The following is a 14,929-nucleotide window of genomic DNA, read 5'->3' on the forward strand; positions in this document are numbered from 1 at the left end:
GCTAGACCAGGCCGGCCTGCGTGAGGTGCAGCCGCGCGTATCGGCCCCCGGCCGCGACGAGTTCGTCGTGCGGGCCCTGCTCGACGATGCGGCCGTGCTCGAGCACGACGATGCGGTCGGCGCGCCGCACGGTGGAGAGGCGGTGCGCCACGACGAGCGTCGTGCGGCCGGTCATGAGGCGGTCCAGCGCCTCCTTGACGAGCTCCTCCGACTCCGGATCGAGGGCGCTCGTGGCTTCGTCGAGCAGCAGGACGCGGGGGTCGCGGACCAGCGCGCGGGCGATCGCGAGACGCTGCCGCTGCCCGCCGGAGAGGCGCGCGCCGCGCTCCCCGACGACGGTGTCCCAGCCCTGGGGCTGAGCCTGCACGAAGTCCCACGCGTTCGCGTCGCGGAGGGCCTGGGCGATCCGCTCGTCCGCGACCTCCGGCATCCCGTACGCGATGTTGTCGCGGATCGACCCCTCGAACAGGACGGACTCCTGCGGCACGACGGAGACGAACCGGCGCACTGTGCGGAGGTCGAGCTCCTGCATGTCCCGGCCGTCGAGCAGGATCCGCCCGCTCGCGGGGCGGACGAACCCCAGCACGAGGTTCAGCAGCGTCGATTTGCCCGATCCCGACGAACCCACGAACGCGACCGTCGTCCCGGCCGGGACGTCGAGGTCGATCTCGTGCAGGGCGTCGTCCTCGGCACCGGGATAGCGGTGCGTCGCGCGCTCGAGGCGGACCGCGCCGTCGACGGCATCCACCGTGCGCTTGCCCTCGTTCTGCTCGAGGTCGGGCTCCTGGATGACCTCGGCGATCGACCGCACCGACTCGAGGCCGCGCGCGCCGACCGGGATGAGCATCAGCAGCTGCGTGAGGCCGCCGGTGAGGAGGGTGAAGTACGTCGACAGCAGCACCACTTCACCGGGGGTGATGGGCAGGATGCCGGTGAGCGCGAACACGGCGGCGAGCACGAGGCACCCCACGCCGAGCAGCTGCATCGCGACCCACGAGATCGACGCGACGTGACCGTTGAGCATGTCGAGGTGCAGCCCCGCGCGGCGGACGCCCTCCGCCCCGTGCGTGACGCGCGTGACGGCGGTGCCCTCCAGGCCGTGCGCGCGGGTGACGGGGATGAGGGAGGCCATCTCGCCGACGCGCGCCGACAGGGTCTCGACCTCGCGGCGGAAGACCTCGTTGCGGACCTTCGACCGGTTGCGCATGCCGTAGCGGATGCCGATGGCGATCGGCACCGCGAGCGCGTACACGGGCAGGAACTGGGGCACCGCGAGCGCCGTCATCGAGACGGCACCGGCCATGACCATGACGGCGGACAGCAGCGGATGCGTGACCTGCTGGAGCATGAGCTCGACGTTCTCGACGTCGCGGACGACCTTGGTCTGCACGATGGAGGAGCTGACCCGCGTGTGATAGCCGATGGACAGGCTCTGCAGCCGCGCCGCGAGCGCGTTGCGGAGGTCCGCGCCGGTGTCGCGCACGACCGTCATGAAGCTCCGCGTGTAGAGGAGGTGGTTCGGGTAGTTCTGCAGCAGCAGGACGGCCGCGAGCGCGAACCACCACAGTACGGAGGACACCGGCCCGTCGGTCGCGACGATGTCGATGATCGACGCCGTGATGACCGGGAGGAACCAGAGCGGGATCTCCTTCATCGCGAAGGCGAGGATCGCGAGCGTCATGCGGCCGGGGCGGCGCGCGAGCAGGCGCAGGACGGTGCGCGCGGGGTGCGCGCCGTCGATGAGGTCGACACTATGGGAAAGCGCTATCCGTGGCACACTGCCATGGTATGCGCCGCCGCCATCGCGGCACCAGAGCTCGGGAGAACGAATGACCTACCACCTCGCCGGCGATTCGACCGTCGCGCCGATGAAGGCCGGCGAGGAGCCGATGTCGGGCTGGGGCCACTTCCTCGCGGAGTCGCTGGGCGCTCCGGTGCGGAACCTCGCGTTCGGCGGCGCCACGACCGAGACGTTTCTGGCATCCGGATCGTGGGCGACGCTGATGGCCGAGGTGGCGACCGGCGACACCGTGCTGATCCAGTTCGGGCACAACGACCAGAAGGAGCCGGAGATGCTCGCCTCGCGCGGCGGCTACACCGACCGCCTCCGCGCGATGGTCGAGGAGGTCCGCGCCCGGGGTGCGCGGGCCGTGCTGTGCACGTCGTGCGAGCGTCGCTGGTTCGACGACGCCGGCCGGATCACCCCCACCCACGGCGACTACCCGAACGCCGTGCGCGACCTCGCCGCCGAGATCGACGCGCCGCTCATCGACCTCACCGTCTTCACGACGTGGCTCTACGAGCACCTCGGGGATGCCGCATCCGCACGCCTGCTCTCGCACTACGCGCCCGGCGAGACCGCGGCATGGCCGGACGGACTCGCCGACGACACGCACTTCCGCGTCGAGGGCGCCCGCGCGATCGCCGCATTCGTGGCGCGGGCGCTGCGCGCGATCGAACGCCGCGACGGCGACCAGCCCGCGAAGGGAACGCTGCCCGTCAGCTGAGGCGGGGTCGGGCCGGCGCCGGCGCGCTCAGTCGAACGGTCGCGCCGTCGGGCGGTCGAGTCCCGCCTGCGTCACCGTCGGCCAGCGCGGATCGACCGTGAGCACCTCTGCTCCGCCCGTGCCGATGAGGACGGTGTCCTCGACTTTCGCGCCGGGGGCGCTGGGGTTCCACGCGAACGCCTGCTGCTCGACGATGAGGTCGGCGGTGTCGGCTGTCGCGCGGGGGTCGCGGCCCGCGTAGCCGGTCGGTCCGCCCTGATGGTGGCGCTGCCATTCGTCGGGTTCGAAGCCTGCGGCGCCGTAGGCGCGGCATCCGGCGGCGAAGGCGGCATCCAACCGCATCCCCGGCCGTGTCGCGGCGAGGAAGCCGGCTTCCACCTCGAGGATCCGGTCGTCATCGGCACCCGCCGCGCCCACCCAGCGAGTGGCGTTGGCGATGAGCCCGTGCCGGCGTCCGCAGACGACGAGCATGGCGCGCTCCCCCAACGGTCCGTCGGTAGGGAGCGGATGCCGGTGCGCCAGCCGCGGCGCGCCGGCGACCAGCAGGACGAGCGGATCGATCCCGCGCCGGACGAGGAGGTCGGCGAGCGCCGCCGCGGCGCCCCGTTCGGTGGTGTCGGGCCCGAGGAGCGGGGCGGCGTCGGTCAGCGCTTCGGCGGTCTCGCGGCCGAGAGCGCGGTAGCGGGCGGCCTCACCGGGGAGCAGGCTCGCCCGGGCCGCGCGCAGCGCCGCCGCGACCCCGGCCTCGGGGACGGACGCGCGGGCGGCCGCGGCGGCGACGGCGGGCGGCGTCTGCCATGGCACGCGAATCATCCGGTCGGCGTCGGCGGGGAGAAGCTCCTCCGCGGCGAGCCGGTCGGCCTCGTTGGCCGCGACGAAGAGGGTGTCTCCGTCATCCGCCGCGATCACCGCGAGAGCGGGAGGACCGGCAAGTGAGACGTGCGTGCGGATGCCGTCGAGGTACCAGCCGATCGCCTCGTGCGAGGTGAGCAGGAGCGCATCGGCGCCGATCGACGCGCGGATCGCCGCGAGGCGCGACTGCTTGACCAGACGGTCGGCGGCGGACGGCGGCATCCGGACTCCTGTCGTAAAACGCTTTCTCGTTAGTATGGCCGGAGACGACGACGGGAAGGCATCGATGACGAAGTCCTCGCGCGCCACGATCACCGACGTCGCGCGTGCCGCCGGCGTCTCGCTGTCGACGGTGTCGCGCGTCATGAACGGCAACGCCTCCGTCGATGCCGCGATGGCCGAACGCGTGCGCCTCGTCGCCGCCGAGCTCGGCTACAGCGCGAACCCGCTGGCCCGCAGCCTCGTGCTCGGCCGGACGCAGACGATCGCCGTCGTCATCCCGGATCTTGCCAACCCCACCTTTCAGGCGATCCTCCGCGGGCTCAGCCGTGCGGCGGCCGACGACGGCTACCACGTGCTCATCGCCGATTCGGCCGAGCAGGTCGAGACCGAGCGCGCGCTCGCCGAGACGACCCGGCGGCGCACCGACGGCGTCATCCTGTGCGCCCCGCGCCTCCCCGCCGGTGAGCTCGCCGAACTGCTGCCGACGCTCGCGCCGGTCGTGGTCGTGAACCGGCCGCCACAGGAGAGCGCGCCCACGGTCGCTGCGGACTACCGCACCGCGATGGCCGAGCTGGTCGCCCACCTGTACGGGCTCGGGCACCGCCGCCTCGTGTTCCTCTCCGGCGTTGTCGGCAGCGCGTCCGGCGCGGCCCGGCGGGCAGCGCTCGCCGAGGCGCGCACGGCGCATCCCGATCTGGAGATCCTCGAACTCCCCTCCGGGGTCGACTTCGACAGCGGCGCCGCGGCGGCAGACGCCGTGCGCGCGACCGGCGCGACCGCAGTGCTCGCGTTCAACGACCTCGTCGCGATGGGGCTTCTCTCCGCCGTCGCCGCACGCGGGGTCCGCGTGCCCGAGGACCTGTCGGTCGTCGGCTTCGACGACATCCCGTTCGCGCGGTACACCGCCCCGCCGCTCACGACGGCCGCCGTCCCGGCCGCCGAGCTCGGGCGCCGGGCGTGGGATGCCATGAGCGCACTGCTGGCGGGCGACCCGGCGCCCGCGTCGTCGGTGCTGACCCCCGAGGTCGTCGTGCGGGCGAGTACCGCCGCGCCTCCCGCATCCTGAGTCTCGGCTGCCGACCCGGGGCGCTCGCGCGGTTCGCGGTCGCTATGTTTCAGCCGCGCCGAACTGCGGGTGCGGGGCCGGACGACCCGCCATTCGGCGCCGGTGAACATCCGGGCGCGTGCTGAGCCGCGCCGAACTGCGGGTGCGAGGCCGGACGACCCGCCATTCGGCGCGCGCGAGCATCCGGGCCGCCGCTCATCCGCGCCGAAGTGCGGGTGCAGAGCGAGGCGACCCACCATTCGGGGCGGGTGAAAGCTCGCGCTCGCCCGCGCCGCCGTCCTCACGGCCGCCAGTTTCATCCGCGCCGAACTGCGGGTGCGAGGCGAGGCGCCCCGCCATTCGGCGCGGGTGAGCATCCGGGCGCGCGCTGAGCCGCGCCGAAGTGCGGGTGTGAGGCTGCGCAACCCACCATTCGGCGCCACCGAATCGCGCGGGGCCCTGCTCGCGCGCGGCATCGATCGTCGAACCACCGTCGGCTCGACTCGACGCCCCCACCAACCGCCACGCCGCGCGTGCTAGCCTGAGAAAACGTTTCCTGAGACTCGGAGCAGCCATGACCCGCACCCGGTACGCCCTCGTCGGCGCCGGCCACCGCGCCCAGATGTACGTCGATGCGATCACCGGCGAGTACGCCGACCGCGCGGAGCTCGTCGCGATCTGCGAGCCGAACCCGGTGCGCGCCGGGCTGTACGTCGACCGCGTCACCGCCGCCGGGCACGCGGCGCCGAGCACGTGGCATCCGGACGATCTCGAGGCGATGATCGCGGCCGGGCGCGTCGACCGGGTCATCGTCTGCGCGCGCGACGACCAGCATGCGCCGATCATCGTCCGCTCCCTCGACGCCGGCGCGGATGTCGTCGTCGAGAAGCCCCTCACGATCGACGCGCCGAGCGCCGCCGCGATCGAGGACGCGGTCGCGCGCACCGGCCGCCGCGTCGTCCTGACCTTCAACTACCGCTACGCGCCGCGCAACAGCGCCCTGCGTCAGGTCATCCAGGACGGCACGATCGGCGAGGTCACCTCGATCGACTTCTCCTGGATGCTGGACACGAAACACGGCGCCGACTACTTCCGCCGCTGGCACCGGGAGAAGGCCCACTCCGGCGGCCTCCTCGTGCACAAGTCGAGCCACCACTTCGACCTCGTGAACTGGTGGATCCACTCCGCACCGCGCCGCGTCTACGCCTCGGGCGGGCTGCGCTTCTACGGCGCCGCGAACGCCGCCGTGCGCGGCACCGGCGCGCGCCCCGAGCGCGGCACGCACGAGGGCGACCACGACCCGTTCGAGCTCGACCTGCGCGACGACCCGCGCCTGAAGGCCCTCTACCTCGACGCGGAGCAGCACGACGGCTACCTCCGTGACCGCGACGTGTTCGGCGCGGGCATCACGATCGAGGACAACCTCGCGCTCGTCGTCGACTACGCCTCCGGCGCGACCCTGTCGTACTCGCTCAACGCCCACGCGCCCTGGGAGGGCTACCGGGTCGCCGTCAACGGCACGCTCGGCCGCGCCGAACTGGATGTCGTCGAGCGGGGCGCCGTCCTCGCCGACGAGGGTCTGCACCCCGTGCTCGACCCCAGCGCGACGGGCGCCGGCGCGGGCACCTCACTGCGCCCGGTGACGGAGCGCCTGCTGGTCCAGCGGCACTGGGAGGAGGCCGTCGAGGTCCCGCTCGACGGCGGCGAGGGCGGTCACGGCGGCGGCGACGCTCTGCTGCTCCGCGACGTCTTCGTCGGCCCGGGCGATGACCCGCTGGCCCGGCCGGCCGACTGGACCGACGGCGTCCGCTCGATCTCGGTCGGCATCGCCGGCAACAGGTCGCTCGCGACCGGCCTCCCGGTCGATGTCGCCGACCTCGGCATCGGCCTGCTGTCCCGGGAGCACGCGTGAGCCGCATCGTCGTGACCGGGGGTGCGGGGCGGCTCGGCCGCAGCCTCGTCTCCGGCCTCGCGACCGCCGGGCACGAGGTGGTCTCGTTCGACCGTACGCGGTCCGACGACCCCGCCCTCGCCGGCGTCGCGCAGGTCGCGATCGACCTCGCCGACGCGGATGCCACGGCACACGCTCTGCAGGAGGCGCACGCCGACGCGCTCATCCACCTCGCCGCGATCGCGGTGCCCTTCAGCGCGCCCGAGCACGTCATCATGCGGACCAACGCGATGCTCGCGATCTCGGTGCTCGGCGGCGCCGTGGCCGCCGGCATCCCGAAGATCGTCGCCGCGTCGAGTCCCACGGTGCTCGGCTACGGCGCCCCCACGGGGTGGGTGCCGGGCCGTTTCCCGCTCGACGAGGACACCGCCCCCGCGCCGTGGAACGCGTACGCCCTGTCGAAGCACCTCATCGAGCAGACGCTTCGCATGTACGCGCGGCAGACCGGCGACACGATCCGGTTCGCCGCGTTCCGCCCCTGCTACGTCATCGCGCCCGAGGAGTGGGCCGGCGCCCCGACGCAGCAGGGCCACACGGTGCGCGAGCGCCTCGACGACCCCGCGCTGTCCGCGCCGGCCGTGTTCAACTACGTCGATGCGCGCGACGTCGCCACCTTCTGCGACCGCCTGCTCGAGGCCCTCCCCGGCATCCCCAATGCCGAGACGTTCTTCGTCGCCGCCGACGATGCGCTGGCCCGCGAGCCCCTCGCCGACCTCGTGCCGCGCTTCTTCCCCGGCACCGACGAGGTCGCCGCCGTGCTGACCGGCACGACGTCGGCGTTCTCGAACGCGAAGGCGCGGCGGCTCCTCGGCTGGGCACCCACCCACTCCTGGCGGAGCGAACTGCCCGCGACCGACCTCGACCGAAAGGACGCGCCGACATGGACTTCGACGGCATCCTCTTCTTCCCGGTGACGCCCTTCGACGCCGACGGCCGCGTCGACGTCGACCTGCTGCGCACGCACGTCGCGACGGGACTCGCCCACGCGCCCGGCGGCATCTTCCCGGCGTGCGGCACGGGCGAGTTCCACGCCCTCTCCACCGCCGAGGCGGCCCTCGTGGTGCGCACGGCCACGGAGACCGTCGCGGGCGCCGTGCCCGTCGTGGCGGGCACCGGCGGACCGCTCGGCCACGCGATCGACGTCGCGCGGTCGGCAGCGGATGCCGGCGCGGACGCGCTGCTCGTGCTGCCGCCGTACCTCGTGGGCGGCCCGCAAGCCGGCCTCGTCGCGTACGTCGAGGCCGTGGCCGCGGCATCCGACCTGCCCGTCGTCGTCTACCACCGCGGCAACGCGCAGTTCACGCCCGCCTCGATGCGCCGGCTCGCGCAGAACCCGAAGGTCATCGGCTTCAAGGAGGGGGTCGGCGACGTGGGCGCCGCGCAGCTCATCGTGCGGGCGGTGGCGGATGCCGGACGTGACGACTTCCTCTTCTTCAACGGCCTGCTGACCGCGGAGCTGACCCAGGCGGCGTACCGCGGCATCGGCATCCCCCTGTACTCGTCAGCCGCCTTCGCGATGATCCCCGAGGTGGCGAACGCCTACTACCGCGCTTACACCGCCGGCGACGAGGACCGGCGCCTCGCCCTCCTCGACGGGTTCTACGCGCCGCTCGTCGCCCTCCGCGACGAGACGGCGGGCTTCGGCGTCTCCCTCATCAAGACCGGCCTGCGCCTCGGCGGGCTGCCGGTCGGCGGCGTCCGCGCCCCGCTCGTGGACCCGACGCCCGACCAGGAGCGTCGCCTCGCCGAGATCCTGGACGCCGGACGGGCCCTCGTGTGAGCGAGATCGCCGCCCTCGACGCGCGCCTGATCCGCGTGCCGCTCCGGCGGCCGTGGGGCGCCGACGTGCAGAGCGTCGGGGTGATCGCGACGCACGTCGTGCGCACCGACGGAGCGGAGGGCTGGGGGTTCTCCTGGACGCCGCAGATCGGCGCGGAAGCCGTCCTCGCGCTCCTGCAGCACGACATCGCGTCGTTCGCGGCCGGGCAGTCGGCCGATCCGTCGGCCGTGTGGCGCGCGGCGTGGGAGCACCTGCACGAAGCCGGCGGCGGGGGGATCACGACGATCGCGCTGGCCGGGCTCGACCTGGCGCTGTGGGATGCCGCGGCCCGCGCCGCGGACCTGCCGGTCTCGCACCTGCTCGGCCGACGCCGCGACAGCGTGCGTGCGTACGGCAGCGGCGTCAACCTGCATTACCCGCTCGAGGAGCTCGTCGCCCAGGTGCGCCGGTGGGTCGAGGCCGGTTTCGACGCCGTCAAGGTCAAGGTCGGCAAGCCCGATCTCGCCGAGGACGTCGACCGGCTCGCGGCCGTGCGCGAGGTGCTCGGCCCCGACCGCGACCTCATGATCGACGCCAACCAGCGGTGGGACCTCGCGCGCGCGACCGCGAGCCTCGAGGAGCTGTCCCGGTTCGCCCCCGCATGGATCGAGGAGCCGCTGCGCGCCGACGACCTCGCCGGGCACGCCGAGCTCGCCCGGCGCACCGGCATCCCGATCGCCCTCGGCGAGAACCTGCACACGGAGTACCGGTTCGCGGAGTTCCTCCGCGCCGGAGCCGCGCACATCGTCCAGCCCAACATCGTGCGGGTCGGCGGCATCACCCCGTTCCTGCGCATCGCGGCGATCGCCGCCGACGCCGGAGCCGCCGTGCACCCGCACCTGCTGCCGGAACTGTCCGGCCAGCTCGCACTGACCCTCCCGCAGGAGGTGCTCGTCGAGGACGTCGAGGATGCCGGCTTCGGCGACCTCGGTGCGCTCGACGGCCCGTCACCGGTCCGCATCGCCGCCGGCCGTCTCACCGAGACGACGCACGTCGGGCTCGGCCTCCGCTTCGCCTGACACGAGATCCCCCGGAAAGGACCCGCGATGAGCACCAGCACCGCAGACCTCGAGCAGATCGTCGCCGCCGCGAGGGCCGCCGCGCCCGTGTGGCGGACGTCCACCCAGGCCGTTCGGGCCGGCTGGCTGCGCGCCCTCGCCGACGCCCTCGACGCCCACGCCGACGAACTCGTCCCCCTCGCCGACCGGGAGACCCGGCTCGGCGAGGCACGACTGCGCGGCGAGGTCGGCCGCACGACGGGACAGCTGCGCCTCTTCGCGACCGTCGTCGAGGAAGGCTCATACCTCGAGCTCACGGTCGACGACGCCGACTCCGCCGCCACACCGCCGCGGCCCGAACTGCGGCGCCTCCTCGTCGGGGTCGGTCCGGTCGCCGTCTTCTCGGCCTCGAACTTCCCGTTCGCCTTCTCGGTGTGCGGCGGCGACACCGCGTCCGCGCTCGCGGCCGGCAATCCCGTCATCGTGAAGGCCCACTCCGGGCATCCCGAGCTGTCCCGCCGCACTGCGCAGATCGCAGCCGGAGCCCTCGAGGCCGCGGGCGCCCCGGCCGGTTCCCTCGCGCTCATCGAGGGCCGCGAGGCCGGCAACGCCCTCGTTCAGCATCCGGTGATCCAGGCGGCCGGGTTCACCGGGTCGCTCAGCGGCGGGCGGGCGCTGTTCGACCTCGCGTCGGGGCGCGCCGATCCCATCCCGTTCTACGGCGAGCTGGGCAGCGTCAACCCGGTCGTGCTGACCCGCGCCGCCGTCGCGGCGCGCGGCGCCGCGCTCGCCACGGGGCTCGCCGGGTCGTTCACGCTCGGCGTCGGGCAGTTCTGCACGAAGCCCGGTGTCGTGTTCGTGCCGCGCGGCGCGGGCTTCGAGGACGCCGTCGCGGCGGCGACGGCGGGGACCACGGGCGGTCGGCTGCTCACCGACCGCATCACGGCCGCCTTCCCCGAGGGGGTCGACCGCCTCGCCGCCGACCCCGCCGTGGAGATCGTCGCCCGCGGCGCGGAGACCGCCGACGGAGCTCGCCCCCTCGTGCTCGCGACCGATACGACCGCCGTCGTCGCGCGCGCCGAGCTCCTGCTGGAGGAGGTGTTCGGCCCCGTGACGCTCCTCGTCCAGTACGACACCGACGACGAGCTGCACGACGCGCTCCGCGCCGTGCCCGGCAGCCTCACCGCGACGCTGCACGCCGAGGACGGCGACCAGGTCACCGAGACGCTCGAACTGCTGCAGGCCCGCGCCGGCCGCGTGCTGTTCGCGGGCTGGCCGACCGGCGTCGCGGTGACCTGGTCGCAGCAGCACGGCGGCCCGTGGCCGGCCACGACGTCGCTGCACACGTCGGTCGGGGCGACCGCGATCCGGCGATTCCTGCGGCCCGTCGCCTACCAGGACGCCCCGGAGCGCCTGCTGCCCGATGTGCTCCGCGACGGGGTGCTCGCGCGCCTGCCGCACCGGCGGAACGGCGTGCTGACCCTGCCGCCCGGACCTGTGGCATCCTGAGCACTGGCATCCTGATCCGATGACCTTCTCCACCGCCTTCGACCTCGTCCGCCGGCACGTCGCGGACGACCGGCTGCCGACCGCCGTCCTCGGCGTCGCCAGCGCCGACGGCACGGTCGCGCTGGAGGCCTTCGGCCCGGCGTCCGCCGAGGACCGGTATCCGCTCTTCTCCATCACCAAGCCGCTCCTCGGCATCGCCGCCGCCCGCGCGATCGCCCGTGGCCAGCTGACGCCGGAGACCCCGCTCACCACCGCGCTGCCGGAGTTCGGCGCGCGACGCGACGACGTCGTGCGGCTCCGGCACCTCGCGAGCCACACCTCGGGCATCGCGGAACCGCCCCTCGACACGGCGGTTCCGCTGCGGACGGAGCTGCTCAGCCGCGGGCGCGACTTCGTCGCGGGCACCGCCTCGCGCTACTCGACGCTCGCATTCGAGGGCATCGCGGCGCTCGTCGAGCACGCCACGGGGCGGGCATGGGATGCCGAGGTGTCCGCCTGGGCCGCCGAGATCGGCGCAGACGGCCTGAGTCTCGACCACAGCGACGCGCACCTCATCGCCGACGCGGCAGCGGCCGGACTCGACATGGCGCGGTTCGCGGCGCTGCGCAACCCCGGCGCCGGCCTCGCCGGGCGGGCCGACGACCTGCTCCGGCTCGGCTCGGCGCTGCTGCGGATCGGCGGCGGCGAGCGCGGCGGCATCCTCTCGCCCGCCACCCTCGCGATGATGCTGCGTCCTCTCACCGGCGCCATCCCGCGCCTGGAGCCGTACCCGGCCGAACGCGGCCAGGACTGGGGGTTCACCTGGAACCTGCGCTCCCGTGCCCCCGGACTCATCGACCGCGACGTGTACGGCCACGGCGGGTGGGCGGGCACGCAGTTCTGGGTGCACCCGACCGCCGGGGTGGCCTGGGTGCTGCTGACCAACCGGGCCGACCACGCCTCCGTCGACGCGGACGCCATCGACAACGCGATCATCGGAGCGCTGTGATGCGGACCGTGCACCACCGCGGATGGGCTGGGCCGCCCGCTCCGACACCGCTACCCGCACCGGCCGAGGCGGCGCGGGGACTCGCGGTCACCGATCGCGCCGTCCTCCGCGACGGGGTGCCGTGGGTGCCGGTCTCCGGCGAGATCCATTACAGCCGGCTTCCCCGCGCCCGATGGCGCGAGCGGTTGCGTCAGCTGCGCGCCGGCGGCGTGAGCGTCGCCTCGACCTACGTCTTCTGGCTGCACCATTCCCCCGCCCCGGGCGTCGCACGGCTCGACGGGAACCTCGACGTCGGCGCTTTCCTGGACGAGTGTGCGGATGCCGGCCTCGAGGTCGCCCTGCGGATCGGACCGTGGGTGCACGGCGAGGCGCGCAACGGGGGCTTCCCGGACTGGGTCCAGAACCTCGATGTGCGTCATCGCTCCGACGATCCGCGGTACCTCGACCTCGTCCGCGAGTGGTTCGGGCAGCTCGCCGACGCGCTGGGCGGCCGCGCGCAGCCGGGCGGGCCCGTCATCGCGGTGCAGCTGGAGAACGAGCTGTACGACCGGCCGGAGCACCTCCGCACGCTCAAGCGCCTCGCCCGCGAGGCCGGGATCGCCGCGCCGCTGTGGACGGCGACCGCGTGGGGCGGCGCGCAGCTGCCGGCCGGCGAGGTGCTGCCGCTGTTCGGCGGGTACGCCGACGGGTTCTGGGTCGACCCCGGCGAGCCGTGGCATCCGACGTTCCGCGCCCACTTCTTCCCGTCCCACGACTGGGACGACCCGGGCGTGGGAGCCGATGTCCGCGACGCGCAGGGGTTCGCGGCGGCGAGCGCGACCGCCGATCTGCACGGCTTCCCGCCGGCGACCTGCGAGCTCGGCAGCGGCATGGCCACCGCCTACCACCGCCGCCCCGTGCTGACCGGGCGCGACATCGCGGCGCTCGCGCACGTGAAGATCGGCAACGGCTCCGCGTGGCAGGGGTACTTCATGTACGGCGGTGGCCGCAACCCGGGCCCGGGGATGCAGGAGACGCAGGCCACCGGCTACCCCAACGACATGCCCGAGCTCGGCTATGACTTCCACGCGCCGATCGGGCAGTCCGGAGACCCGGCCGACGCGTACCCGCTGCTGCGGGACCAGCACTCGTTCCTCGCCGCGTTCGGACATCTGCTCGGCGGGATGACCTCGTCCCTGCCCGACGATCCGCCGACGGGCCTCGATGACCGGACGACCCTGCGGTGGGCGCTGCGCTGCGACGGCGACGCCGGGTTCGTCGTCATCTCGCACCATCAGCCGCACGAGCCCGTCGCGGACGCGCTCGGCGTGCAGCTGCGGATCGTGACGGATGCCGGGACGACGGTGCTGCCCTCGCGTCCCGTCGACATCCCGGCCGGCACCCTGGCGCGATGGCCCGTGGGCCTCACGCTCGGCGGCTCGCGCCTGGACTGGGCGACGGCCTCCGCCGTGACGCTGCTGCCCGGCGGCGTGCCGACCCTCGTCCTCGTCGCGGACGCCGGCATCCCCGTCGAGGTGGCGGTGGACGGGGCCGTGATGGACGTCATCCCCGGGGTCGAACCGGTGCGGGTGGGCGGATTCGATCTTCTCGTCCTGCCGGCCGGCGAGCACCCGTGGGTGCCGGACCTGCCGTCCGGCCGGCGGCGCCTGCTCCTCAGCGAGGCGGAACTCGCGTGGGGCGGCGACGGGACGGTGCACGCGCGGCCGGGCGGCGCCGGCGTGCGAGAGTACGACCCGCCGTCACGCGCATGGCGGCGGATCGACGCCGGTGCGGGCGGCATCCTCGGACGGACCGTGACGGTCGAGCCGGTGCAGGATGCGGTGCCGGGACCGGCCGACTACGGGTTCGCGGAGCGGCGGCACAGCGCCCCCGACGCCGAGACGTTCGACGCGCACGCCGCCGTGTTCGCGCTGACCGTGCCGCCCGAGGCGTTCGACGGCGACGCGGTCCTGGACATCGACTGGGCGGGCGACGTCGGTCAGCTGCGGTGCGACGGCATCCCCGTCGACGACCGGTTCTGGGACGGCACGCGGTGGAGCGTTGCGCTGAGCGACGCCGGCATCGAACCGGATGCGGAGCTCACGCTGCACGTGCTGCCCCTGGCCCCGGAGACGACGATCGCGCTCCCCGCCGGCGCCGCCGCCCGCCTCTCGACCGCGAGCGCTCCGCTCGCGTCGGTGGACGCCGTCACGGTGCGCTCGCGCGGCGACTGGACCGAGGTGCCCGCGTGAGCGCGCCGTACACCGCGGCCGACGGGCTCGTGCGGGTGTACCCGGCATCCCCAGGCGACGGCAGCGGACTGCTCTGGATGCACGGCGGCGGCTTCGCGGCCGGCGACCTCGACATGCCGGAGGCCGATCATGTCGCACGGACCCTCGCCGCCGGCGGCACGACGGTCGTGAGCGTCGACTACCGGCTGGTGGGCGAGGGATGCCGGTACCCGGCGCCGTCCGACGACGTCCTCGCCGCGTGGGACTGGATGCTCGCGCGGCGGTCCGCCCTGGGGATCACGCGGACGGCGATCGGCGGGGCGAGCGCCGGCGGCAACCTCGCCGCGGGCGCGGTGCTGCGGATGCTGGCGGACGGCGCCGGGGAACTCCCCGACCTCGTGCTGCTCGCGTATCCGACGCTGCTCGCGGTGCAGCCGGCCCCCGGGCGGGAACTGCGGGCCGCGCTCGACGCCGCCCCGGACGCCGATCGCTTCGGACCGGACGCCGTCCGCGGCATGTACGAGCGGTTACTCGGCGGCCCCGTCGACGGTGCTCCGGTGCCGGCGGTGCCCGGGACGGCGCGCCCGGCGCAGCTCGCCGGTCATCCGCCGACGCTCATGGTCAACGGCGAGGTCGACGAACTCCGGGTCTCCGGCGAGGTGTACGCCGCGGCGCTCCGCGCCGCGGGCTGCGACATCGAGGTCGTCACGGAGACCGGGACGCAGCACGGCCACCTGAACCGGCCGCACGAGCCGGCGGCATCCGTCACCCTCGCGCGCTTCGCGCGGCGACTCGCCGGCGCGTAGCCGCCGCCCGCACCCGAGCGGG

Annotated in this window: 12 protein-coding genes; 10 read left to right on the forward strand and 2 right to left on the reverse strand. The window is 74.3% G+C overall.

The features are described from left to right. Position 1 precedes the first annotated feature (1 nt). The gene (locus MSA03_RS03790) at positions 2–1,777 is read right to left on the reverse strand and encodes an ABC transporter ATP-binding protein (RefSeq protein ID WP_147049700.1); all 1,776 of its coding nucleotides are present in this window, start codon (positions 1,775–1,777) and stop codon (positions 2–4) included. 52 nt (positions 1,778–1,829) lie between these two features. On the opposite strand from MSA03_RS03790, the gene MSA03_RS03795 reads away from it, so the two are divergent. Further along, complete coding sequence (locus tag MSA03_RS03795) at positions 1,830–2,507, forward strand: rhamnogalacturonan acetylesterase (RefSeq protein WP_147049701.1); 678 nt, start codon at positions 1,830–1,832, stop codon at positions 2,505–2,507. Between the two features lie 27 nt (positions 2,508–2,534). Here MSA03_RS03795 and MSA03_RS03800 read toward each other — a convergent pair whose 3' ends face one another. Continuing rightward, positions 2,535–3,500, reverse strand: a complete 966-nt coding sequence (locus tag MSA03_RS03800; protein ID WP_147049947.1) for a M24 family metallopeptidase — start codon at positions 3,498–3,500, stop codon at positions 2,535–2,537. Between the two features lie 145 nt (positions 3,501–3,645). On the opposite strand from MSA03_RS03800, the gene MSA03_RS03805 reads away from it, so the two are divergent. The 9 genes from MSA03_RS03805 to MSA03_RS03845 all read left to right on the forward strand — a co-directional run bounded on the left by MSA03_RS03805 (position 3,646) and on the right by MSA03_RS03845 (position 14,907). Next, positions 3,646–4,647, forward strand: coding sequence for a LacI family DNA-binding transcriptional regulator (locus tag MSA03_RS03805; RefSeq protein ID WP_147049702.1), 1,002 nt, complete (start codon positions 3,646–3,648; stop codon positions 4,645–4,647). Between the two features lie 553 nt (positions 4,648–5,200). Beyond that, complete coding sequence (locus MSA03_RS03810) at positions 5,201–6,538, forward strand: Gfo/Idh/MocA family protein (RefSeq protein ID WP_147049703.1); 1,338 nt, start codon at positions 5,201–5,203, stop codon at positions 6,536–6,538. Then, on the forward strand, positions 6,535–7,491 hold the full coding sequence (locus MSA03_RS03815) for an NAD-dependent epimerase/dehydratase family protein (protein ID WP_147049704.1): 957 nt from the start codon (positions 6,535–6,537) through the stop codon (positions 7,489–7,491). Before MSA03_RS03810 ends, MSA03_RS03815 begins: the two co-directional genes overlap by 4 nt. Further along, the gene (locus MSA03_RS03820) at positions 7,458–8,357 is read left to right on the forward strand and encodes a 5-dehydro-4-deoxyglucarate dehydratase (RefSeq protein WP_147049705.1); all 900 of its coding nucleotides are present in this window, start codon (positions 7,458–7,460) and stop codon (positions 8,355–8,357) included. Before MSA03_RS03815 ends, MSA03_RS03820 begins: the two co-directional genes overlap by 34 nt. Next, positions 8,354–9,415 (forward strand): mandelate racemase/muconate lactonizing enzyme family protein, encoded by a 1,062-nt coding sequence (locus MSA03_RS03825; RefSeq protein WP_147049706.1) that lies wholly within the window; start codon positions 8,354–8,356, stop codon positions 9,413–9,415. Before MSA03_RS03820 ends, MSA03_RS03825 begins: the two co-directional genes overlap by 4 nt. A 27-nt stretch (positions 9,416–9,442) precedes the next feature. Beyond that, on the forward strand, positions 9,443–10,903 hold the full coding sequence (locus MSA03_RS03830; RefSeq protein WP_147049707.1) for an aldehyde dehydrogenase (NADP(+)): 1,461 nt from the start codon (positions 9,443–9,445) through the stop codon (positions 10,901–10,903). A gap of 19 nt (positions 10,904–10,922) precedes the next feature. Beyond that, positions 10,923–11,891, forward strand: a complete 969-nt coding sequence (locus MSA03_RS03835; RefSeq protein WP_147049708.1) for a serine hydrolase domain-containing protein — start codon at positions 10,923–10,925, stop codon at positions 11,889–11,891. Further along, positions 11,891–14,122 (forward strand): beta-galactosidase, encoded by a 2,232-nt coding sequence (locus tag MSA03_RS03840; protein ID WP_147049709.1) that lies wholly within the window; start codon positions 11,891–11,893, stop codon positions 14,120–14,122. The genes MSA03_RS03835 and MSA03_RS03840 overlap by 1 nt, the downstream gene beginning before the upstream one ends. Beyond that, positions 14,119–14,907, forward strand: coding sequence for an alpha/beta hydrolase (locus MSA03_RS03845; RefSeq protein WP_147049710.1), 789 nt, complete (start codon positions 14,119–14,121; stop codon positions 14,905–14,907). The genes MSA03_RS03840 and MSA03_RS03845 overlap by 4 nt, the downstream gene beginning before the upstream one ends. The last annotated feature ends 22 nt before the right edge of the window (positions 14,908–14,929 follow it).

The sequence above is a fragment of the Microbacterium saccharophilum genome (assembly GCF_007992455.1).
GTDB lineage: Bacteria > Actinomycetota > Actinomycetes > Actinomycetales > Microbacteriaceae > Microbacterium > Microbacterium saccharophilum.